The organism is Bradyrhizobium sp. 215_C5_N1_1 (genome assembly GCF_052075935.1).
Taxonomy (GTDB): Bacteria; Pseudomonadota; Alphaproteobacteria; order Rhizobiales; family Xanthobacteraceae; genus Bradyrhizobium; species Bradyrhizobium barranii.
On the sequence record NZ_CP197228.1, the window covers coordinates 4,850,169 to 4,869,296 of the forward strand.

The 19,128-nt window shown below is 63.8% G+C and carries 19 protein-coding genes; 9 read left to right on the top strand and 10 right to left on the bottom strand.

What is annotated here, in order from left to right; genetic code table 11:
* Positions 1 to 12: 12 nt before the first annotated feature.
* Together AB7G19_RS23560 and AB7G19_RS23565 are read right to left on the bottom strand one after the other, a co-directional pair.
* Entirely contained in the window at positions 13 to 1,233 is a 1,221-nt protein-coding gene (locus tag AB7G19_RS23560; protein WP_014495524.1) for an LL-diaminopimelate aminotransferase, read from the bottom strand.
* Between the two features lie 209 nt (positions 1,234 to 1,442).
* Complete coding sequence (locus AB7G19_RS23565) at positions 1,443 to 1,718, bottom strand: hypothetical protein (protein WP_135213523.1); 276 nt, start codon at positions 1,716 to 1,718, stop codon at positions 1,443 to 1,445.
* Between the two features lie 253 nt (positions 1,719 to 1,971).
* On the opposite strand from AB7G19_RS23565, the gene AB7G19_RS23570 reads away from it, so the two are divergent.
* Positions 1,972 to 3,780 (top strand): PHA/PHB synthase family protein, encoded by a 1,809-nt coding sequence (locus AB7G19_RS23570; protein WP_354234062.1) that lies wholly within the window; start codon positions 1,972 to 1,974, stop codon positions 3,778 to 3,780.
* A 63-nt stretch (positions 3,781 to 3,843) separates the two neighbouring features.
* A complete protein-coding gene (locus AB7G19_RS23575; protein ID WP_063983501.1) occupies positions 3,844 to 4,242 on the top strand; it encodes an MAPEG family protein in 399 nt (132 codons plus the stop codon).
* A gap of 19 nt (positions 4,243 to 4,261) precedes the next feature.
* Here AB7G19_RS23575 and AB7G19_RS23580 read toward each other — a convergent pair whose 3' ends face one another.
* The 4 genes from AB7G19_RS23580 to AB7G19_RS23595 form a co-directional block, all read right to left on the bottom strand.
* Complete coding sequence (locus AB7G19_RS23580; protein ID WP_085401209.1) at positions 4,262 to 4,849, bottom strand: class I SAM-dependent methyltransferase; 588 nt, start codon at positions 4,847 to 4,849, stop codon at positions 4,262 to 4,264.
* 14 nt (positions 4,850 to 4,863) lie between these two features.
* A complete protein-coding gene (gene argC, locus AB7G19_RS23585; RefSeq protein WP_208071604.1) occupies positions 4,864 to 5,910 on the bottom strand; it encodes an N-acetyl-gamma-glutamyl-phosphate reductase in 1,047 nt (348 codons plus the stop codon).
* Positions 5,911 to 6,006: 96 nt separating this feature from the next.
* The gene (gene argC, locus AB7G19_RS23590; protein ID WP_208071606.1) at positions 6,007 to 6,993 is read right to left on the bottom strand and encodes an N-acetyl-gamma-glutamyl-phosphate reductase; all 987 of its coding nucleotides are present in this window, start codon (positions 6,991 to 6,993) and stop codon (positions 6,007 to 6,009) included.
* On the bottom strand, positions 6,990 to 7,658 hold the full coding sequence (locus AB7G19_RS23595) for an FMN-binding negative transcriptional regulator (RefSeq protein ID WP_063983505.1): 669 nt from the start codon (positions 7,656 to 7,658) through the stop codon (positions 6,990 to 6,992). The genes argC (AB7G19_RS23590) and AB7G19_RS23595 overlap by 4 nt, the downstream gene beginning before the upstream one ends.
* 388 nt (positions 7,659 to 8,046) lie before the next feature.
* Between AB7G19_RS23595 and AB7G19_RS23600 the strand changes: the two genes are divergently transcribed.
* Positions 8,047 to 9,048: an MBL fold metallo-hydrolase gene (locus AB7G19_RS23600; protein WP_441268133.1), complete on the top strand. Its 1,002-nt coding sequence runs from the start codon at positions 8,047 to 8,049 to the stop codon at positions 9,046 to 9,048.
* Positions 9,049 to 9,088: 40 nt separating this feature from the next.
* Here the strand turns inward: AB7G19_RS23600 and AB7G19_RS23605 are convergent, their stop codons facing one another.
* Positions 9,089 to 9,619 carry a DedA family protein gene (locus AB7G19_RS23605; protein WP_354113167.1) on the bottom strand — a complete coding sequence of 177 codons (531 nt, stop codon included), beginning with the start codon at positions 9,617 to 9,619 and terminating at the stop codon, positions 9,089 to 9,091.
* A 271-nt stretch (positions 9,620 to 9,890) separates the two neighbouring features.
* On the opposite strand from AB7G19_RS23605, the gene parE reads away from it, so the two are divergent.
* The 3 genes from parE (at position 9,891) to AB7G19_RS23620 (ending at position 14,250) form a co-directional block, all read left to right on the top strand.
* Positions 9,891 to 11,936, top strand: a complete 2,046-nt coding sequence (gene parE / locus AB7G19_RS23610; RefSeq protein ID WP_071914292.1) for a DNA topoisomerase IV subunit B — start codon at positions 9,891 to 9,893, stop codon at positions 11,934 to 11,936.
* A 428-nt stretch (positions 11,937 to 12,364) separates the two neighbouring features.
* On the top strand, positions 12,365 to 13,147 hold the full coding sequence (locus AB7G19_RS23615) for an outer membrane protein (protein ID WP_085401054.1): 783 nt from the start codon (positions 12,365 to 12,367) through the stop codon (positions 13,145 to 13,147).
* 278 nt (positions 13,148 to 13,425) lie between these two features.
* Positions 13,426 to 14,250: an outer membrane protein gene (locus AB7G19_RS23620; RefSeq protein WP_354113166.1), complete on the top strand. Its 825-nt coding sequence runs from the start codon at positions 13,426 to 13,428 to the stop codon at positions 14,248 to 14,250.
* Positions 14,251 to 14,342: 92 nt separating this feature from the next.
* On the opposite strand, the gene AB7G19_RS23625 is transcribed toward AB7G19_RS23620, so the two are convergent.
* Entirely contained in the window at positions 14,343 to 14,993 is a 651-nt protein-coding gene (locus AB7G19_RS23625; protein ID WP_354113165.1) for a hypothetical protein, read from the bottom strand.
* Positions 14,994 to 15,132: 139 nt separating this feature from the next.
* Here AB7G19_RS23625 and AB7G19_RS23630 point away from each other — a divergent pair, with 139 nt between their 5' ends.
* The gene (locus AB7G19_RS23630) at positions 15,133 to 15,318 is read left to right on the top strand and encodes a hypothetical protein (protein WP_007609848.1); all 186 of its coding nucleotides are present in this window, start codon (positions 15,133 to 15,135) and stop codon (positions 15,316 to 15,318) included.
* Positions 15,319 to 15,339: 21 nt separating this feature from the next.
* Positions 15,340 to 16,110: an SDR family NAD(P)-dependent oxidoreductase gene (locus AB7G19_RS23635; RefSeq protein WP_063983511.1), complete on the top strand. Its 771-nt coding sequence runs from the start codon at positions 15,340 to 15,342 to the stop codon at positions 16,108 to 16,110.
* 366 nt (positions 16,111 to 16,476) lie between these two features.
* Here the strand turns inward: AB7G19_RS23635 and AB7G19_RS23640 are convergent, their stop codons facing one another.
* Together AB7G19_RS23640 and AB7G19_RS23645 are read right to left on the bottom strand one after the other, a co-directional pair.
* Positions 16,477 to 17,244 (bottom strand): outer membrane protein, encoded by a 768-nt coding sequence (locus AB7G19_RS23640; protein ID WP_354113164.1) that lies wholly within the window; start codon positions 17,242 to 17,244, stop codon positions 16,477 to 16,479.
* A 179-nt stretch (positions 17,245 to 17,423) separates the two neighbouring features.
* Positions 17,424 to 18,683, bottom strand: a complete 1,260-nt coding sequence (locus tag AB7G19_RS23645) for an FAD-dependent oxidoreductase (protein WP_354113163.1) — start codon at positions 18,681 to 18,683, stop codon at positions 17,424 to 17,426.
* Between the two features lie 121 nt (positions 18,684 to 18,804).
* Here AB7G19_RS23645 and AB7G19_RS23650 point away from each other — a divergent pair, with 121 nt between their 5' ends.
* On the top strand, positions 18,805 to 19,089 hold the full coding sequence (locus AB7G19_RS23650) for a hypothetical protein (RefSeq protein ID WP_028148780.1): 285 nt from the start codon (positions 18,805 to 18,807) through the stop codon (positions 19,087 to 19,089).
* The last annotated feature ends 39 nt before the right edge of the window (positions 19,090 to 19,128 follow it).

Sequence of the window (19,128 nt, forward strand, 5' to 3'; positions counted from 1 at the left end):
CCGAAGAGAAACTTAACGCCGATTGGCGAGCGGAACGACGTTGTGCAACGTTTCGATGCCGCTTTCAAGGAAGCGGCGCACGCCGCGCGCGGCTTGTCTGATCCGTTGCTCGTTTTCCACCATGGCGATGCGGACATATCCTTCACCGTGCTCGCCGAAGCCGACACCGGGCGAGACCGCGACGCCGGATTTCTCCACCATCAGGGTTGCGAACTGCATGCTGCCGACGCTGCGGAAGGCCTCCGGCAGCGGCACCCATGCGAACATCGAGGCTTCCGGCGGCGGGATCTCCCAGCCGGCGCGGCCGAATGACTCCACCAGCGCGTCGCGGCGCTTGCGGTAGGTGTCGCGCATCTCCTTGATGCAATCGTCGGGGCCGTTCAGCGCGGCGGTCGCGGCGACCTGCACCGGCGTGAAGGCGCCGTAGTCGAGGTAGGATTTGACGCGGGCGAGCGCGGCGATCACGCGGTCGTTGCCGACCGCAAAGCCCATGCGCCAGCCGGCCATCGAATAGGTCTTCGACATCGAGGTGAACTCGACGGTGACGTCGATCGCGCCGGGCACCTGGAGCACCGAGGGCGGCGGGTTGTTCTCGTCGAAATAGACTTCGGCATAGGCGAGATCGGACAGGATCAGTATCTCGTGCTTCTTCGCGAACGCGACGAGGTCCTTGTAGAAGTCGAGGCTCGCGACATAGGCGGTCGGATTCGAGGGGTAGCAGACGACGAGCGCGAGCGGCTTCGGGATCGAATGCACGATCGCCCGTTCCACCGCCTCGAAGAATTGCGGCGTCGGCTCCGAGGGCACCGAGCGGATCACGCCGCCCGCCATCAGGAAGCCGAAAGCGTGAATCGGGTAGCTCGGGTTCGGGCAGAGGATGACGTCGCCGGGCGCGGTGATCGCCTGCGCCACATTGGCAAAGCCCTCCTTCGAACCGAGTGTCGCCACGACCTGGGTGTCGGGGTTGAGCTTCACGCCGAAGCGGCGGGCGTAATAAGCGGCCTGAGCCCGGCGCAGCCCGGGGATGCCGCGGGAGGCCGAGTAGCGGTCGGTGCGCGGCTTGCCCAGCGTCTCCTTCAGCTTCTCCAGCACATGCGCCGGCGCCGGCAGGTCCGGATTGCCCATGCCGAGGTCGATGATGTCGGCGCCGGCATTCCGCGCGGCCGCCTTGGCCCGGTTGACCTGCTCGAACACGTAAGGCGGAAGGCGGCGGATGCGGTAAAACTCTTCCATGGCTCTCTGGGCTCCGGGCAACCGGTCAGGACAGAATCGACCGGCCATGACAGCCGCTCGGGAAAGCTCTCGCCCCCTCGCGAAAATCACTCAAAATCAAACGCTTAGAGTAATATTCGACGGCAGGAGCTGAAGTCGTTCGCCCTGACTCTCGGCTGAACTGAGGTCTTTTAGCACGGCATGGCGGGGGCGCCAGCGATTACGCCGCGTTACTTGGCGTCTTTTGCGGCAACCGATTGGCGTTCGCGCGCGGCGGCCAGCTCGGCTTCAATCTTGGCGCGCTGGTCCGGCGGGATGATCGCCTGATCACGATCCGGCGGCAGATCGTGCACCGGAAGGTAGGAGCCGGGCTCCCTGGGATGGGCCTGCGCGTCGGTGGGCGTATAGTCAGCCAGCTGACTCGAGCAGCCGCCCAAGGCAAGCGCCGCCATCAGCAGCGCGCCACAGATCGGCAGCGACTTTTGCAGGTCCCTCAACGCCAACACTTGGGAAATCCCCTACTCGTCCCAATGCAAGGCTGCCGGAACTTAACCCGACAACCTGCCCAAGCTCAAACCATTGCTGCCCACAAATGGTACGAGCGAGAATACTTCCAAGGCCCACTGCGGAAGAGGTGCACGCTGATTGTGACAAAACCAAGGGGCTTTGTCGCAGTGCAGCACATGTTGGAGCTTGTTTAACGCCAAACATGCGAGCTTCGCGGTGACGAATACGGAATGAATCGTTACTGTTCTGCTCATGAGTAGCGCCACGACCGACACACCCAAATCCGAAACGAAGTTCGATGCGGAAGCCTTCGCGATGAATGTCGCGCAGGCGATGGAGAGCGGCGGCAAGGCGCTCGCCGCGTATCTCAAGCCACGCGAGAGCGGCGAGGTGCAGGATCGCCCGCCGGCCGAGCTGACGGAAGTGGTCAAGGCCTTCACGTCGGTCGCCGAATACTGGCTGTCGGACACATCCCGCGCGTCGGATCTGCAGACCAAGCTCGCCAAGGATTATCTCGACCTCTGGGGCTCGGCGGCGCGCCGCATGGCCGGCCAGGACGCCCCGCCCGCGATCGCGCCCTCGCCGCGTGACAAGCGCTTTGCCGATCCGGAATGGAAGTCGAACCAGTTCTTCGATTTCATGATGCAGCTCTATCTGCTCACGACCAAATGGGCGCAGGAGCTGGTGCGCGACGCCGACGGGCTCGACCCGCAGACCCGCCGCAAGGCGGAGTTCTACATCCAGCAGATCACCAACGCGATCTCGCCGTCCAACTTCGTGCTGACCAATCCGGAAGTGCTGCGCGAGACGGTCGCCAGCAGCGGCGAGAACCTCGCGCGCGGCCTGAAGATGCTGGCCGAGGACATCGCGGCCGGCAAGGGCATGCTGAAGATCCGCCAGTCCAATCCGGACAATCTCGTCGTCGGGGTCAATATGGCGACGACGCCGGGCAAGGTGATCTACCAGAACGAGATGATGCAGCTGATCCAGTATTCGCCGACCACGGAGAACGTGCTGCGCACGCCGCTCCTGATCGTGCCGCCCTGGATCAACAAGTTCTACATCCTCGATCTCAAGCCGGAGAAATCCTACATCAAGTGGTGCGTCGACCAGGGCATCACCGTGTTTGTGATCTCATGGGTCAATCCCGACAAGCGGCTCGGCAACAAGAGCTGGGAAGACTACATGAAGGAAGGCCCGCTCACAGCGATGGACGTGATCGAGAAGGTCACCGGCGAGTTGAAGGTGCACACCGCCGGCTATTGCGTCGGCGGCACCATGCTCGCGACCACGCTGGCCTGGCTCGCCGAGAAGCGCCGCCAGCGCGTCGCGTCGGCGACGTTCTTCGCCGCGCAGGTCGACTTCACCCATGCCGGCGATCTCCTCGTGTTCGTCGACGAGGACCAGATCGCGGCCCTCGAGCAGGACATGAAGGCGGCCGGCGTGCTCGAAGGCTCGAAGATGGCGATGGCCTTCAACATGCTGCGCTCCAACGATCTGATCTGGTCCTATGTCGTCAGCAACTATCTGAAGGGCCAGCAGCCGAGCGCGTTCGACCTCCTGCACTGGAATTCGGATGCGACGCGCATGACCGCATCGAACCACTCCTATTACCTGCGCAATTGCTACCTGGAGAACCGGCTCTCCACCGGCACCATGGTGCTCGACAACACGCTGCTCGACCTCTCCAAGGTCAAGGTGCCCGTCTACAACCTCGCCACCCGCGAGGACCACATCGCGCCGGCCGAATCGGTGCTGTACGGCTCGCAGTTCTTCGGCGGCCCGGTGAAATACGTCCTGTCCGGCTCGGGCCACATCGCCGGCGTGGTCAACCCGCCCGCCTCGAACAAGTACCAGTACTGGACCAACGACAACGTCAAGGATGTCAACGTCGCCGAATGGATGAAGGGCGCGGTGGAGCACAAGGGCTCGTGGTGGCCGGACTGGCGGCAATGGCTGGGCGAGCTCGATCCGGAGGAAGTCCCGGCGCGCGTGGTCGGCAGCGAGGCCCTGCCCCCGATCGAGGACGCGCCCGGCAGCTATGTCAGGGTTCGCGCATAGCGGACTCGCCCGCGCTTTCGTATAGACTCGCTCTCAACGCAGCGAAGACACAGGGGACGGACCATGACGCGCGAATTGTTCTGGCTGACACTGACGGTGATCCTGACCGGGATCCTCTGGATTCCCTACACCATCAACCGCTGCCAGGTTCGGGGGCTCAGTGGCGCCTTGGCCAATCCCTCGCGCGCCGACAAGCCGCAGGCGGAGTGGGCGAACCGCCTGATGTTCGCGCATGACAACGCCGTCGAAAACCTCGTGCTCTTCGCGCCGCTGGTGCTGATCCTAAACGCGATCGACTATTCCTCGAAATGGACCGTGCTCGCCTGTGCGGTCTATTTCTGGTCGCGTGTCGCGCATCTGATCGTCTATGCGCTCGGAATCCCGGTGTTCCGGACTCTCGCCTTCACCGTCGGCTTCCTCGCCCAGGCCGTGCTTGCGCTGGCAATCTTCAAGGTGCTCTAGAAATCGGGTCTCTTAGGGATCAGGCCCTGCGTACGACGAGGTTCAGCATGTTGGCTGGCGTCTCGTCGAAACTCTGGATCACGTTGGTGTCCGACGACAGCGTGATCCACGAACCTGCGCTGGCGTAAGTCATCTCGAGCCACTCCCGCGAGACGTAGCTGTAGTACCGCCCGAGGCTGTCTCGCGCGTCGCCCTCGCCCATCTTGTAGCTGGCGTAGAACACGCCTGATGGCTTGAGTGCACGGTGGATCTTTCCAAGGATGCCGGCGAGCTCGTCGCGTGGCACATGCAGCAGACAGGCGCTCGCCCAGACGCCGTCATAGGCCTCGTGCCCATCCAGCTGGTCGAACCGCATCGCCTCGACGGGATGACCAAGCCGGCGCGAGGCGATCCCGGCCATTTCGGGCGAGCCATCGGTCGCACGCACTGAAAAACCTTCGGCGAGCATCACTGCGGAATGATTGCCGGCACCGCAACCGAGCTCGAGGATCGCGCCTCCCGGCGGCAGCAGGGCGAGAAAGCCCCGCAACCGCGTCGATGCGGCCTTCGCCCAGCCGGCATAGGCCTCGGCGTTCTGCCGGTAGAATTGCAAGGTCGCTTCGTCCACCGCAGTACCTCGTGTCATGGAAACAGCGCGATCTGCTCCAACCCCGCCGTCTCGGGCAGCCCGAACATCAGGTTCATGTTCTGGATCGCCTGCCCGGCCGACCCCTTCACCAGATTGTCGAGCGTGGAAATCACGATCGCCCGGTTCTTGATGCGGTCGGCGACGACGCCGATCTGCACATAGTTGGAGCCGCGCACATTCTGGGTCTGCGGCAGCACGCCCTTCCTGGCGACATGCACGAAGGGCTCGTTGGCATAAGCCTGCTCCAGCGCGCTTCGCAGATCGTCCGGCGTCGCGCCGTTGAGCTTGACGTAGGAGGTGCAGAGTTCGCCGCGCGCCATCGGAATAAGATGCGGCGTGAAGTTGATCGTCACTGCGGAACCGGCGGCGACGCCGACCTCCTGCTCGATCTCGGGCGCGTGCCGGTGGGTGCCGACCGAATAGGGCGACAGCCCCTCGCCCGCCTCGCTGAACAACGTGTTCTGTTTCAGCCCGCGGCCGGCGCCGGTGACGCCCGATTTCGCGTCGATGACGATGTCGTCGACGTCGATCAGCTTGGCTTTCGCAAGCGGCACCAGCGCGAGCAGCGCCGCCGTGGGATAGCAGCCGGGACAGGCGACCAGCCGCGCCGACGTGATCTTCTCGCGATAGAATTCGGTGAGACCGTAGACCGCTTCGCCCTGCAGTTCGAGCGCCCGGTGCTCATGGCCGTACCACTGCGCATAGGTGCTCTTGTCCCGCAGCCTGAAATCGGCGGACATGTCGAGGACCTTGATTTTGGGATTTGCCTTGAGGACCGCGGCGATGATTTCCTGCGTGGTGCCGTGCGGCAGTCCGCAGAACACCGCATCGAGCTTGCTCCAGTCGACCTTTTCCCATTCCACGAGTTTCGGCAGGTCCAGCATGAAACAATGCGGAAACACGTCGCCCATCGACTTGCCGGCATGGGTGTTGGCGGTGAGCGCGACGATCTCGGCATTCGGATGCCGGGCCAACAGGCGCACCGCATCGGCCCCGGTGTAACCGGAGGCGCCGAGAATGCCGATCTTCTTCGAGCTCATCACGCGTACCTTTCAGGCGTCATTTGATCGTCTTGCCGGGGTCGAAAGTCGCAGCGTCGCTTCGTCCACCGGGCTGGCCTCCCGAGCAACGTTCGATCAGCTATTGTCGGCAAGGCCCAGCATCAGCCGCATGTTCTGCACGGCCGCACCCGAGGCGCCCTTGCCGAGATTGTCGAGCCGGGCGACCAGTACCGCCTGGTGATATTTGTCGCTGGCGAAGACGTGGAGCTCGAGCGTGTTGGTCTCGTTGAGCGCCTCCGGCTCGAGCTTGCCGCCCTTGGTCGCCTCGTTCTGGAGCGGCATCACCGAGACATATTTCGAGCCGGCGTAACGCTTGGCCAGCGCGGCCTGGAGGTCCGCACCGCCAAGCTTGCCCGGCAGCGCGTCGAGCTGGAGCGGCACCGAGACCAGCATGCCCTGCCGGTAGTTGGCGACCGAGGGAATGAAGATCGGCCGCCGCGTCAGTTTCGAATAGAGCTGCATCTCCGGAAGATGCTTGTGCTCGAAGCCAAGGCCGTAGAGCTCGAAGGACGGCGCGCTGCCGTCTTCGAAGCTCGCGATCATCGACTTGCCGCCGCCGGAATAGCCGCTCACCGCGTTGACGGTGACGGGATAATCGGGCGGCAACAGACCGGCATCGACGATCGGCCGCAGCAGCGCGATCGCACCGGTCGGATAGCAGCCGGGATTGGAGACCTTCTTCGCGGCCTTGATCTTTGCGGCCTGGTCCGACGTCAGCTCCGGAAAGCCGTAGGCCCAGTCGGGCGCGACCCGGTACGCGGTGGAAGCGTCCAGCACCTTCGGCGCCGAAGCGCCCATGCTGTCGACCAGCGCCACTGTTTCCTTCGCGGCCTCGTCAGGCAGGCAGAGGATGACGAGATCGACCTCCTCCATCAGCGCCTTCTTGGCCGCGGGATCCTTGCGCTTGTCGTCGGAGATCGTCTTCACGGTGACGTCGCTCTGGAGCTTCAGCCGCTCGTTGATGCCGAGCCCGGTGGTGCCGGAGCCGCCGTCGACGAAGACGGTGGCGGGCTTCTTGGCGGCGCCGGTGGTCGGGGCCTTGGTGGTTTCCGTGAGGCTCATGGCGCGCTCCTTTCGAGCATGTTGGTTTCGTTCGCGAAGGCCTCCGGCCTCACGTCCTGCATCAATTGTGCAATCTCTCTGGCGTCGGCTGCGGGTTGCGCCCCGAGCGCGTTGGCGATCGCGGTATAGTCGGCGTCCGATTTGTGCTGGTTGAGCTTGAAGCTGCCTTCGACCTCTTCAACCGTCATGACCAGGCCCACGATCCCCTTCTTCAACGCTTCCAGCCGGCCTGCCGTCATCTTCGCCGATGTCCACGGCGCTTTCGGCAACAGCCAGCTCTCGAACTTGTCGCTCAGCGTGTCGATCTGCACCGCCAGCTGATCGTCCGACAAGAGGCGCACCGGCCCGCTCAGATGCACCGACTGGTAGAGCCAGGTCGGCACCTGATCCGGCGAGACGTACCAGTCGGGCGATACATAGGCATCGGGGCCGTTGACCGCGAGCAGCCAGGAGGTCGTCCCATCCGCCAGCTTTAGCAGCGGATTGTGACGGGCGACATGAAAGGCGGCCTGCGGCGTGCCGTCAGCGGCGTAAGTCAGGTAGAACGGCAGCGGCGAGGCGACCGGCTTGTGGCCGTCGAAGGCGCACATCGTGCCGAAGCCGCGCTCCTCGGCGAATTTCAGGCTCGCGGCGCGGTCCTGCTTGAAAAAGGGTGGCGTGTACATCGTGGTCTCCTGCTGGGCCTCCTTGAGGGGCCGCCGGATCAGATCGCGCTGACAGGAGAGAGAATGCCGCGGATAGGATCCAGCGGCAAAGACGATGATCTCAAACGCGATCGACCGCCCAAACCGCTAAAGAGCGGCGGCGGCGACGGGCGAACAGGATGGTCGCGGCGTTGATCATGGCGCGCGGCTATAAGGCCAGAGGGTTCCAGGGTCAAGTCCAAATCGATGGGGCGCGACGGCTGCCGCACCACGTGACGGCAGGATGCCGCACGGATGTCATCGGGTCGCAGCGGAATTTCTCCTAAGCTTGGGGGTTCCCGAGAAAGAAAGGCGCCACAACCCCGCCGGTTCGTGCCTTTCGTTCGCAACCCAGCCCCAGGACATCGCCATGACCGAGATCACCCGTCGCGCAACGCTAGCCGGCGCCGCCGCCTCGGCGCTCCTGCCCTTCGTGAAGACCTCGCCCGCGAGCGCCGCCGCGCCCCAGGCAGCGACCCAGAATGCGAGCTTCTACCGCTACAATGTCGGCACCCACCAGATCACCGTGGTCTGCGACGGCGTCGCGACCGTCAACCTGACGGACAATTACGCGGCCGGCGCCAGCAAGGACGACATCAACAAGATCTTCGCCGAGAACCATCTGCCGACCGACAAGGTCACCCACACCTTCAATCCGGTCGTCGTCAACACCGGGCCGAAGCTCGTCGTGATCGATACCGGTCTCGGGCCCGACCAGTTCACGCAGACCAAGGGCAAGGTCGGCCAGTTCCACAACAACCTTGCAGCGGCCAGCATCGACCGCGCGGCAGTCGACACCGCCATCATCTCGCACTTCCACGGCGACCACATCAACGGCCTGCTCGCGGCCGAGAACAAGCCGGCCTTCCCCAACGCCGAGATCATGGTTCCGGCAGTGGAATGGAAGTTCTGGATGGATGACGGCGAGATGAGCAAGGGTACCGGCAATCCGATCCTTGAGAGCAACTTCAAGAATATCCGCCGCGTGTTCGATGCGCTCGGCCGCAAGGTCACGCAATACGAGTCCGGCAAGGAAGTCGCGCCCGGCATCACCTCGGTGGCGAGCCCGGGCCACACGCCGGGACACAACTCCTTCATCGTCGCGTCCGGCGCGGAAAAGGTACTTGTGCAGGTCGACATCACCGCAGGCGCAGCGTTCCTGTTCGTGAAGCATCCTGAATGGAACATTGCCTCCGACGTCGACAAGCCGCTGGCGCAAGAGACGCGGCGGAAGCTCTACGACATGGCGATTGCCGAGAAGATGCCGATCCAGGCCTTCCATGCCGCCTTCCCCGGTCTCGTCCGCGTCGAGAAGGAGAAGGATGGTTCGGGCTATCGCTGGATTCCGTCGATCTGGAACGCCTCGCTTTAGGCTCTGCCGTATCCGCTGACCGGGCGGCCGAGCTGCCCGGTCAGATCACGCGCCAGATCCATTCCATGATCTTCGCGATCACGTCGCCAAAAAGCAGCAGCGCCGCGGACCAGACTAGCGCCGAGATGAAATTGGCGGCCTGAAAACTCCAATAGGGCATCTCGAAAATGCCAGCTGCGAGCGGCACCGAGGCGCGCAAAGGGCCGAAGAAGCGGCCGATGAAGATGCTGGGCACGCCCCAGCTCCGCACGAAGGCTTCGCCCCTGGGCAGCAGTTCCGGGTAACGCGACAGCGGCCACATCTGGGCGACCTGCTCCTTGTAGCGATAGCCGAACCAGTAGGAGACCCAGTCGCCGAGCGCAGCACCGATGCCGCCGGCGATCCAGACCGGATAGAAGCTGATGCCGCTCGCCCCGATCAGCGCGCCGATCGCAACCAGCGCTCCCCAGGCCGGGATCAGCAGCGAGACGAACGCCAGCGACTCCCCGAAGGCGAGCAGGAACACGATCGGGGCCGCCCAAGCCTGGTGAGCGCGCACGAAATCGGCCAGCGCGTGCGCGTACTGCTCCATTCCAGATTGCCTTCCCGCCCCGTCACGGTCCTGTCAGATAAAAGGACTGGTAAGCCAAGGACTTGTGTGACATCAAGTCACAAAGCCGGGCCTGAGCCGGGCCCAGGTGTCAAATTGCCGGGAATTGGTGGGGCCTGCGGCGTAAAATCGCCGGGATTGGCTCCCACCCACACCCGCCGGGCGGACCTGCGGTGACCTTTGCAGGCCAGCCGTGGCATAGTCGGCCCAACCGATTCGCCGCCATCGCGGCCATCAAAGTGCATCAAAATATATGTCCAAGCAGTTGAAGCCAAAAGCAAAAGACGATTTTTTCGGCGGCGATGAGCCGAAGTCGCGTGCGCCCGCCAAGGCGGCTTCGCGCGGAACGGGCGGCGAAGCCGACTACACTGCGGCCGATATCGAGGTGCTCGAAGGCCTGGAACCGGTGCGCCGCCGGCCCGGCATGTATATCGGCGGCACCGATGAGAAGGCGCTGCATCACCTCTTCGCCGAAGTCATCGACAACTCGATGGACGAGGCGCTGGCCGGGCACGCGACCTTCATCGGAGTCGAGCTCAGCGCCGACGGGTTCCTGACCGTCACCGACAACGGCCGCGGCATCCCGATCGATCCACATCCGAAGTTTCCGAAAAAGTCGGCGCTCGAAGTCATCATGTGCACGCTGCATTCGGGCGGCAAGTTCGACTCCAAGGTCTACGAGACTTCCGGCGGTCTGCACGGTGTCGGCATCTCCGTGGTGAACGCCCTATCCTCGCTGCTCGAGGTCGAGGTCGCACGCAGCCAGAAACTCTACCGCATGACGTTCGAGCGCGGGCACCCGAAGGGCAAGCTCGAGGATCTCGGCAAGATCAACAACCGCCGCGGCACCCGCGTGCGCTTCAAGCCCGACACCGACATTTTCGGCGCCAAGGCCGCGTTCAAGCCGCAGCGCCTGTTCAAGATGACGCGCTCGAAGGCGTATCTGTTCGGCGGCGTCGAGATCCGCTGGAACTGCGCGCCCGAGCTCCTGAAGGGCGTCGAGGACGTGCCGGCGGAAGCAACGTTCCATTTCCCCGGCGGACTCAAGGATTACCTCGCCGCTGCGATCCACGCCGACACGCTGGTGCATCCCGACATCTTCTCTGGCAAATCAGGCCGCAACGGCGCGCACGGCGCCTGCGAATGGGCTGTCGCCTGGACCGCGGATGCCGACGGCTTCCTGTCGTCCTACACCAACACCGTGCCGACGCCCGATGGCGGCACGCACGAATCCGGCCTGCGCAGCGCGCTGCTGCGCGGCCTGAAGGATCACGCCGAGCGCGTCGGTCAGGGCAAGCGCGCGTCATCCATTACGTCGGAAGACGTCATGGTGGGCGCGGCCGTGATGCTGTCGGTGTTCGTGCGCGAGCCTGAATTCCAGGGCCAGACCAAGGATCGTCTCGCCACCGCAGAAGCGCAGCGCATCGTCGAACAGGCGATGAAGGATCCGTTCGACCACTGGCTATCGGGCAATCCGAACATGGCCAACCGGCTGCTCGACTTCGTGATCGACCGCGCCGAGGAGCGGCTGCGCCGTCGCCAGGAAAAGGAAACGGCACGCAAGACCGCCGGCAAGAAGCTGCGCCTGCCCGGCAAGCTCGCCGACTGCACCGATGCCGGCACCGAGGGCTCCGAGCTCTTCATCGTCGAGGGTGACTCGGCGGGCGGCAGCGCCAAGCAGGCCCGTGATCGCAAGACGCAAGCGGTGCTGCCGCTGCGCGGCAAGATCCTCAACGTCGCCTCGGCCGGCAAGGACAAGCTGACGGCGAACGCGCAGCTCTCCGACCTCGTGCAGGCGATCGGCTGCGGCCAGCTTTTGCAATATCGCGAAGAGGATCTGCGCTATCAGCGCATCATCATCATGACCGACGCCGACGTCGACGGCGCCCACATCGCCTCGCTCCTGATCACCTTCTTCTACCGGCAGATGCCGCGGCTGATCGACGAGGGCCACCTCTTCCTCGCGGTGCCGCCGCTCTACAAGCTGACCCATGGCTCGAAGTCCGTCTACGCACGCGACGACAAGCACAAGGAGACGCTGCTCAAGAGCGAGTTCAACGCCAACGCCAAGGTCGAGGTGAACCGCTTCAAAGGTCTCGGTGAGATGATGCCGGCGCAGCTCAAGGAAACCACCATGGATCCGCGCAAGCGGACGCTGCTAAAGGTGGTGCTGCTCGCCGACGACCGCGACACCACGGCGGATTCGGTGGAGCGTCTGATGGGCACCAAGGCCGAGGCGCGCTTCGCGTTCATCTCGGACAAGGCGGAGTTTGCGAGCGAGGAGCTGCTGGACGTCTGAGGCAGTCTTCCGACGTCACGCACAAAGTCCCGGCCTCGGCCGGGGCTTTTTTGTTTGCGGCTGCTCGCGGAGGCGCCCGACCCAGACCGCGTCCGCTACCCGACTCATCTTGGGGCGGAACGACTCGGCCAACGACTCACCGGCGCCAAGGCTGAGGCAGGATTGCTACCATTTCGGACAGAGCCGGATTTGCTAACGAGAAGTTACCGGAATTCGATCTTCGGAAAATGACGCAACATATTGTAATAATAGAGATATTTTTGATTTCGGCGATCACGCCCGGAATCCTCGCCGAGCGGCGTTTCCCGGCGACTGTGCCTGTCCGGCAACAGCATTTCGGTGGAAAGCGGCTATAGTCCGGGCATCAGATCACTCGGACTTCAGTGCGCTCGCGCCTGCCGGACAGACCAAAGCTTGGGGATTTTAAGATGAAGAAGATTTTGCTCGCACTCACCGCGGTTGCCGCGATGACCGGCTCGGCGTCGGCGGCCGATCTGGCTGCCCGTCCCTACGTGAAGGCCCCGCTTCCGGCGCCCGTCGCCAACTGGACCGGCTTCTACATCTTCGGCGGTGGTGGTGGTGGCCTCTCGAACTCCGATCAGTCCGTCCAGACCACGGTCGGCGCGGTTCCGCTGACGATCGGCCAGCGCCAGGGTGGCTCGGGCTGGTTCGGCACCGTCGGTCTCGGCTACGACTGGCAGTTCAACAGCACTTGGGTCGCCGGCGTGTTCGCTGACGGTCAGTTCGGCAGCATCCGTGGCACGGTTCAGGATCCCTTCTTCGGCATCACCGGCTCGCAGAAGCTGGAAGACTCCTGGGCCGCTGGTGTGCGCCTCGGCTATCTGGTTGCTCCGAACGTTCTCTCCTACGTCAACGGCGGTTATTCCGGCGCTCACTTCGGCCAGACCAACTTCCTGACGCTGGCCGGCGTTCCCGCTGGTGCCCACCTCAACAGCTACAACCGCAATGGTTGGTTCGTTGGCGGCGGCGTCGAGAACAGCCTGAACATCTTCGGCATCTCTTCGCCCGGCTGGTTCATGAAGACCGAATATCGTTCGGCCTTCTACAACGCCAAGACCCAGGACGAACTGATCGACGGCACCAACCTCCCGACCGGCAACAGCATCCGCGCCAACAGCTGGAACCAGACGATCTCGACCTCGCTGGTCTACCGCTTCAACTGGACCGGTCCGGTCGTCGCGAAGTACTGATCTGTTCTGAAATTCAGACGTCAAAGCCCCGGCATTGTCCGGGGCTTTTTCGTTGCGGCTTCTGTTTTGCGGAGTTCAAGGCTCGATACATCGAGAGCTCCGGTGCGCGGTGCCCCAGCGGGTCGTGCCAGTCCGGAGGCGTCGCCTCAAGCTCTGCGTTCCCAATTCATATGTACCTGACCGGCAACAGCTTTTTGGCTGGAACCGCCTATAGCTTGGTCATCCGATGACTCGAAGTTCAGCGCGCGCGCCGAACAGACCAAGGTTGGGATTTAATCATGAAGAAGTTTTTGCTCGCTCTGACGGCATTGGCGGCGATGACCGGTTCGGCCGCGGCGGCTGACCTTGGGGCCCGCCCCTATGTGAAGGCTCCGGCGCCCGCGCCAGTGCAAAGCTGGACCGGCTTCTACATCTTCGGCGGTGGCGGCGGCGGTCTGTGGTCCGCTGACAGCAACATCCAGAGCACCGGTGTTGCCGGAGGGTTCGGTGCCTTCGGACCGGCGGGCACCGCGATAACCCGCGATACGCGCCTAGGCGGCAGCGGCTGGTTTGGAACCGTCGGCGCCGGTTACGATTGGCAATTCAACGGCCGCTGGGTGGCCGGCGTCTTTGCTGACGGCCAGTTCGGTGACATCAGTGGCTCGCTGACCGACCCCGCCTTCTGGCAAACTGAAGGCCGCCAAAAGCTCCGCACCAGCTACACGGCCGGCGCGCGGTTAGGCTATCTCGTTGCGCCCAATGTCCTGTCCTACGTCAACGCCGGTTACTCGGGTTCGGAATGGTCAGGCACGTCTCAGACGTTTCTGGGTGTGGGACCGGGCGCCAGTACCGCGACGCAGACGACCACTGGCTCCTTCCACCGCGATGGCTTTTTCGTTGGCGGTGGCGTCGAGAACAACCTCGACATTTTCGGAATTGCTGCGCCCGGCTGGTTCATGAAAACCGAATACCGTTCGGCGTACTATGACCGCATTTCCCGGCCCACGACGTTTGCTCCGGGCAATAATTTCGGCGCGCCGGCGGTGGGTCTGACGGGCACCGCAATTACCTTCAAGCCCTGGGTCCAGACCATCAGCACGTCGCTGGTCTACCGCTTCAACTGAAGCGGCCCAACTCCTGAGACAAATCCCGATCCAGTCTGGATATCAGACGTCAAAGCCCCGGCATCATCCGGGGCTTTTTCGTTGCCGGATTGTCAGCGGCCGACGCTCGCCTTCAGAGATCGGTATGCCTCATCAAGCCGGTTCTCGATTCCCGCCCAGTCGGCCTCGGTGATCGCCTCGCCCCGCGCATCGCGAAACGCCATGGCCTCTGCCCGCGCGATGCCGAACTGCCTGATGCCGGAATCGTCCGCACTCTTGCCGTAGGTCAGCGCCGCCACGCGTGCGATGGTGAGGCCATAGTCGCGCGGGTCCACCGCCTCGCGCCGCGCCCGCCACCAGTCAAGCTCGAGACGGGCGGCCTCGTGCGCGTCGAATGCCGCGGGCGCGGCCGATGCAAGATCCCGGTAGTATCCAACGAGCGCTGGCAGGGCCGCATCGGCCTCCCGGCGTGACCGCGTCGGCTGGAACGTCCTGGCGGCCCCGGCGGCGCCGAACGCGATCTGCAAGCTTCCTAGCGGCGAAAAGCCGAACTGCGTCCGCGTCGATTCGTAGAGATGGTAGAACAGCGCGGCATAGCGCTTGTCGTAATAGTCGCGCCACATCGCTGTCTCGAGCCGCGCCATCTCGGCCGGATCGAACGCCCGCAGATCCGCACGACGCGGAATGACGGCATAGGCCGCCACCAGTGCGGCCGCAGCAGCGATGCCAAGGGTGCTACCAAGGATCATCTTCCGCACGGACATGGATCCTCCCAGCGGCCCTGCATCCGCAGCCATTGTATCCAAACCGAAGCTACGGCTAGTCTGGCGGGAAGTTTTCGTGACAAGCGGCGATCGTTGATGCCGTAGGCCACGACAGAGGCAAACCAACGGGGAGGAATGCATGCGCAGATTTCTGCTGATCGCAGGCCTGTTTGCCCTCGCCGTCGGGCTGCTCTGGATCGGACAGGGAACGGGCACCGTCGCCTGGCCGCGGTCGAGCTTCATGGTCAACCAGTTGCAATGGGCCGGCTATGGCGCAGCCATGGCCGGCTTCGGACTGGTCCTGATCTGGCAGAGCAACCAATAGAAGAAACCAGGGAATACAAATATGACATCCAACCGGTTCGATCTCCGCGGCAAAGTCGCGATCGTCACAGGGGGCAATGGCGGCATCGGTCTTGGCCTCGCCCACGGACTCGCCGATGCCGGCGCCGATATCGCCGTGGTCGCACGTAACGAAACCAAGTCGGCCGCTGCCGTTGCCGATCTCAGAGAGCGCGGCGTGAAGGCGATTGCCGTCACCACCGACGTCACCGACAAGGCGGCGGTCGCGGCCATGATCGACCGCGTCGTCAAGGAGCTCGGCCGGATCGACATCCTCATCAACAATGCCGGCATGAGCATCCGCAAGCCGCCGCACGAGCTCGAGCTCGACGAGTGGAACAAGGTGATCGACACCAACCTAACCAGCGCTTTCGTGTGCTCGAAGCTGGCCTATCCGGCGCTGAAGGCGTCGGGCAACGGCAAGGTGATCAATATCGGCTCGATGATGTCGATCTTCGGTGCGAGCTTCGCCACCGCCTATGCGGCAAGCAAGGGCGGCATCGTGCAGTACACGCGCGCGTGCGCCAATGCGTGGGCGCCCGACAACATCCAGGTCAACGCCATCCTGCCGGGCTGGATCGACACCGACCTCACCCGCGGCGCGCGGCAGCAGGTCTCGGGACTGCATGAGCGCGTGCTGGCGCGCACGCCCGCGGGACGCTGGGGCGATATCGACGACTTCGCCGGCATCGCCGTGTTCCTCGCCTCGCCCGCCTCGAACTTCGTCACGGGCACTGCGATCCCCGTCGACGGTGGATTCTCCGTGATGGCGTAAGCTTGCCCCGCGGTCGACGAAAAGGCCCCGGCAGATGCCGGGGCTTTGAAAGCTCTCACGTTCGGAGAGATCAGTACCTTGCGACGACGGCCGAGGGACCGAAGCGGTAGTTCACGCCGACGCGCACCGCATCAACGACATGGCTGAACGATACGTCGCTGAGTACGTGGGGCAGAAATAGGCAAGTGCTATTTACCTACTGCACCCTTATGCACCGTCACGGTCAGTTTCCGGAGATGACCATCCGCTGCGCCGTCCCGCCCGTGGCGACAACGACGCGCGAATCGGCAGAAGAAAGCCCCGGACGGAGCCGGGGCTTTCAGTTGTTGGCAGTACTTTTTTAGCTTCGGTCGTTTGTTGACGTGCTCAGTAGCGCGCGATGACCGGTGCGTCGAACTTGTAGCTCGCGCGCACGACGGCCCACTGGATGTCGCGCGGCTTGGCATCGAAGGTGTAGTTACCCGAGGTGCCGCCGAGCTGATAGGTCTGGCTGCCGAAGGCCGCGTAATTGTACTCGAGGCCGACGATCCAGTTGCGGGTGATGCCGTATTCCCAGCCGGCGCCGACGGTCCAGCCGTTGGCCCAGTGGGTCTGACCGCCCGAGCCGGTCGAGGGCGCAACGGTGTCGCTGACGTTGAGGCGGTTGTTCACGCCGGCATAGCCGCCCTTGATGTAGAACAAATTGTTCTGCACGGCGAAGCCGGCGCGGCCGACGACGGTCGCGAGCACGTTGGCGCGCCAGGTGAAGATGTCGTCAGCGGCGCCGAAGGCGGTGTTGACGACCGTACCCTTGTTGTCGAGGCCGGAGATCGTGCCTTCCATGCCGAACACGTAGTTGTTGGCCTGCCAGTTGTAGCCGATCTGAGCACCGCCCATGATGCCGGCGCCACGCTGGCGATAGCCCTGGCCCGGAACGAGATCGCCGAACGGCGCGCCGGCCCCGTTGTTGATGAACTGCTCGTTGGTCCATGCGCCACCGATGTGGCCGCCGACATAGAAACCGGTCCAGTTGAACAGCGGCTCCGCATAGGCGGGCGCCTTCATGTAGCGCGCACCGAGATCGGCGGCTGAAGCGGCGCCGGTCGAAACCAGAGCGGTCGTGCAGGCGAAGGCGGCAATCAATTTGTTACGCATGGTACACCCCGTGTCCTTTGATGGGTGCACGGTCACACGCAGGTCTTACTCAAATTTGAATCAAGAAAGTTAAGACGCCGGATTGGCAAGCGGCACGACGTGAATCCGTTTGCGCTGTTGCGCGCACGCAACGCGCGGCGCGCGATTTAACGCCGCGTTATCCCTACCGACCTCCTGCACTATGACGCCGGCGCGGCCTTGGATTGCACGTGCTCGGGCCGCACGCCGAGCGCAATCAGGCGCGCCGGAAGACCCTGGAGCCATGGCAGCGCAGTGATCAGGCGCACGACCAGCGGCACCTTCAGCGGCCGATCGCCGCCCTGCAGGGCGCCGCTGATGATGTTGTTCTGCACGATCACCTGCATGCGCTGCGTCATCCTCACCGGGAATTCGCGGCGTCGGCGCACGGCATCGAGTTCATTCTCGGTTGGGCAGCCCTGCCGAAGCTTGTCGGCCAGCAAATTGGCGGTCGCGACCGCGTCCTGCACGGCGAGATTGACGCCGACGCCACCGACCGGCGACATCGCATGCGCGGCATCGCCGATGAGAAGCAGGCCCGGCCGCGTCCAGCGCGCCAGGCGGTTGATCGCGACGGTGAGCAGCTTGACGTCGTCAAAGCTCTTCACATCGGCAATGCCGGATCGAAGGATCGGCGCCATGCGCACGACGTCGTCGAGCAGCGCCTGCAATCCCCTCGCCTTCACCGCCTCGTATTGTCCCTTCGCGATGACATAGGCGCACTGCCAATAGTCGCCGCGCTCGAACGTAACCATCATCTTTCCGGGCTCGATGCGCGCGAACAGGTTCTCGGTCTCGTCCGCCTTGCGGCCGACGCGGAACCACAGCACGTCCATCGGCGCGCCGATCTCCTCGACGCGGAGCCCCGCACGCTCGCGCACCGTCGAATGCCGGCCGTCGCAGGCAATGGTGAGATCGGCTTCGATGTCGATCGGCCCATCCGGTGTCATCGCGCGCACGCCGGCGATGGTCTCGCCGCGACGGATCAGATCGACGGCTTCCGTATTCATCATCACCTTGAGCGAGGCGAAGCGCTGGCCGGCCTCACGCAGGAAATTCAGGAAGTCCCATTGCGGCATGAAGGCAATGAACGGGTACTTGGTGCGGAGCCGGCGGAGATCGGCGATCCGCACGGGCGTGCCGCCAAACAGACCGTCCATCATCTGCAGGCGCTGGTGCGGCAGCTTCAGGAACCCATCGATCAGGCCGAGCTCGTCCATCACCTGGAGCGTCGAGGGATGCACAGTGTCGCCGCGAAAGTCGCGGAAGAAATCCGCATGCTTCTCCAGCACCACGACGTCGATGCCGGCGCGTCCCAGGAGATAGCCGAGCATCATGCCGGCCGGCCCGCCGCCGACGATGCAACATCGGGTTCTCACGGAGTGACGCACGGTGTGCTCTGGGGTATCAGATTCCGTCATCAACTCCTCGCTTACAACTTTAGTACTCTGTGCGGTGCAACAAGCCGGAATTGGTTTGCCGCAACGCCGAATGGCCGGTAGCGTTGCTGATAATTTCGATTGATTTCAGGATGATCCCGCGTTGCGCACCATACTGATAGTGCTTGGCATCTGGCTGCTGATCAACGTGCTTTTCGTCGTGATCATGCTGCCGCCGCGCAAGCCGCGGAAGCCGGATCCTCAGGAGGCGGGCACGCTCGCGCCGGCACGGATCGACCAGAACGGCTATCCGTTCGAGGAACAGGAGAAGGTCCTGCTTCGCCATGTGGTCATCTCGATCGCCATGGGGACGTTCTTCTCGCTTGCACCGCCCTTGATGGAAGCGATCGACTCCATCAAGCGCTACATCGGGAAGCGTCGCGGCTAGTTTCCCGCGCCAACTGCGCTCGCCGCCCAACAATGAAAC

Coding starts and splice junctions, on each gene's coding strand:
- AB7G19_RS23560 (WP_014495524.1), bottom strand. CDS start 1,233: ATGGAAGAGTTTTACCGCATCCGCCGCCTTCCGCCTTACGTGTTCGAG.
- AB7G19_RS23570 (WP_354234062.1), top strand. CDS start 1,972: ATGAGTAGCGCCACGACCGACACACCCAAATCCGAAACGAAGTTCGAT.
- AB7G19_RS23575 (WP_063983501.1), top strand. CDS start 3,844: ATGACGCGCGAATTGTTCTGGCTGACACTGACGGTGATCCTGACCGGG.
- argC (WP_208071604.1), bottom strand. CDS start 5,910: ATGAGCTCGAAGAAGATCGGCATTCTCGGCGCCTCCGGTTACACCGGG.
- argC (WP_208071606.1), bottom strand. CDS start 6,993: ATGAGCCTCACGGAAACCACCAAGGCCCCGACCACCGGCGCCGCCAAG.
- AB7G19_RS23595 (WP_063983505.1), bottom strand. CDS start 7,658: ATGTACACGCCACCCTTTTTCAAGCAGGACCGCGCCGCGAGCCTGAAA.
- AB7G19_RS23600 (WP_441268133.1), top strand. CDS start 8,047: ATGACCGAGATCACCCGTCGCGCAACGCTAGCCGGCGCCGCCGCCTCG.
- AB7G19_RS23605 (WP_354113167.1), bottom strand. CDS start 9,619: ATGGAGCAGTACGCGCACGCGCTGGCCGATTTCGTGCGCGCTCACCAG.
- parE (WP_071914292.1), top strand. CDS start 9,891: ATGTCCAAGCAGTTGAAGCCAAAAGCAAAAGACGATTTTTTCGGCGGC.
- AB7G19_RS23615 (WP_085401054.1), top strand. CDS start 12,365: ATGAAGAAGATTTTGCTCGCACTCACCGCGGTTGCCGCGATGACCGGC.
- AB7G19_RS23620 (WP_354113166.1), top strand. CDS start 13,426: ATGAAGAAGTTTTTGCTCGCTCTGACGGCATTGGCGGCGATGACCGGT.
- AB7G19_RS23625 (WP_354113165.1), bottom strand. CDS start 14,993: ATGTCCGTGCGGAAGATGATCCTTGGTAGCACCCTTGGCATCGCTGCT.
- AB7G19_RS23630 (WP_007609848.1), top strand. CDS start 15,133: ATGCGCAGATTTCTGCTGATCGCAGGCCTGTTTGCCCTCGCCGTCGGG.
- AB7G19_RS23635 (WP_063983511.1), top strand. CDS start 15,340: ATGACATCCAACCGGTTCGATCTCCGCGGCAAAGTCGCGATCGTCACA.
- AB7G19_RS23640 (WP_354113164.1), bottom strand. CDS start 17,244: ATGCGTAACAAATTGATTGCCGCCTTCGCCTGCACGACCGCTCTGGTT.
- AB7G19_RS23645 (WP_354113163.1), bottom strand. CDS start 18,683: ATGACGGAATCTGATACCCCAGAGCACACCGTGCGTCACTCCGTGAGA.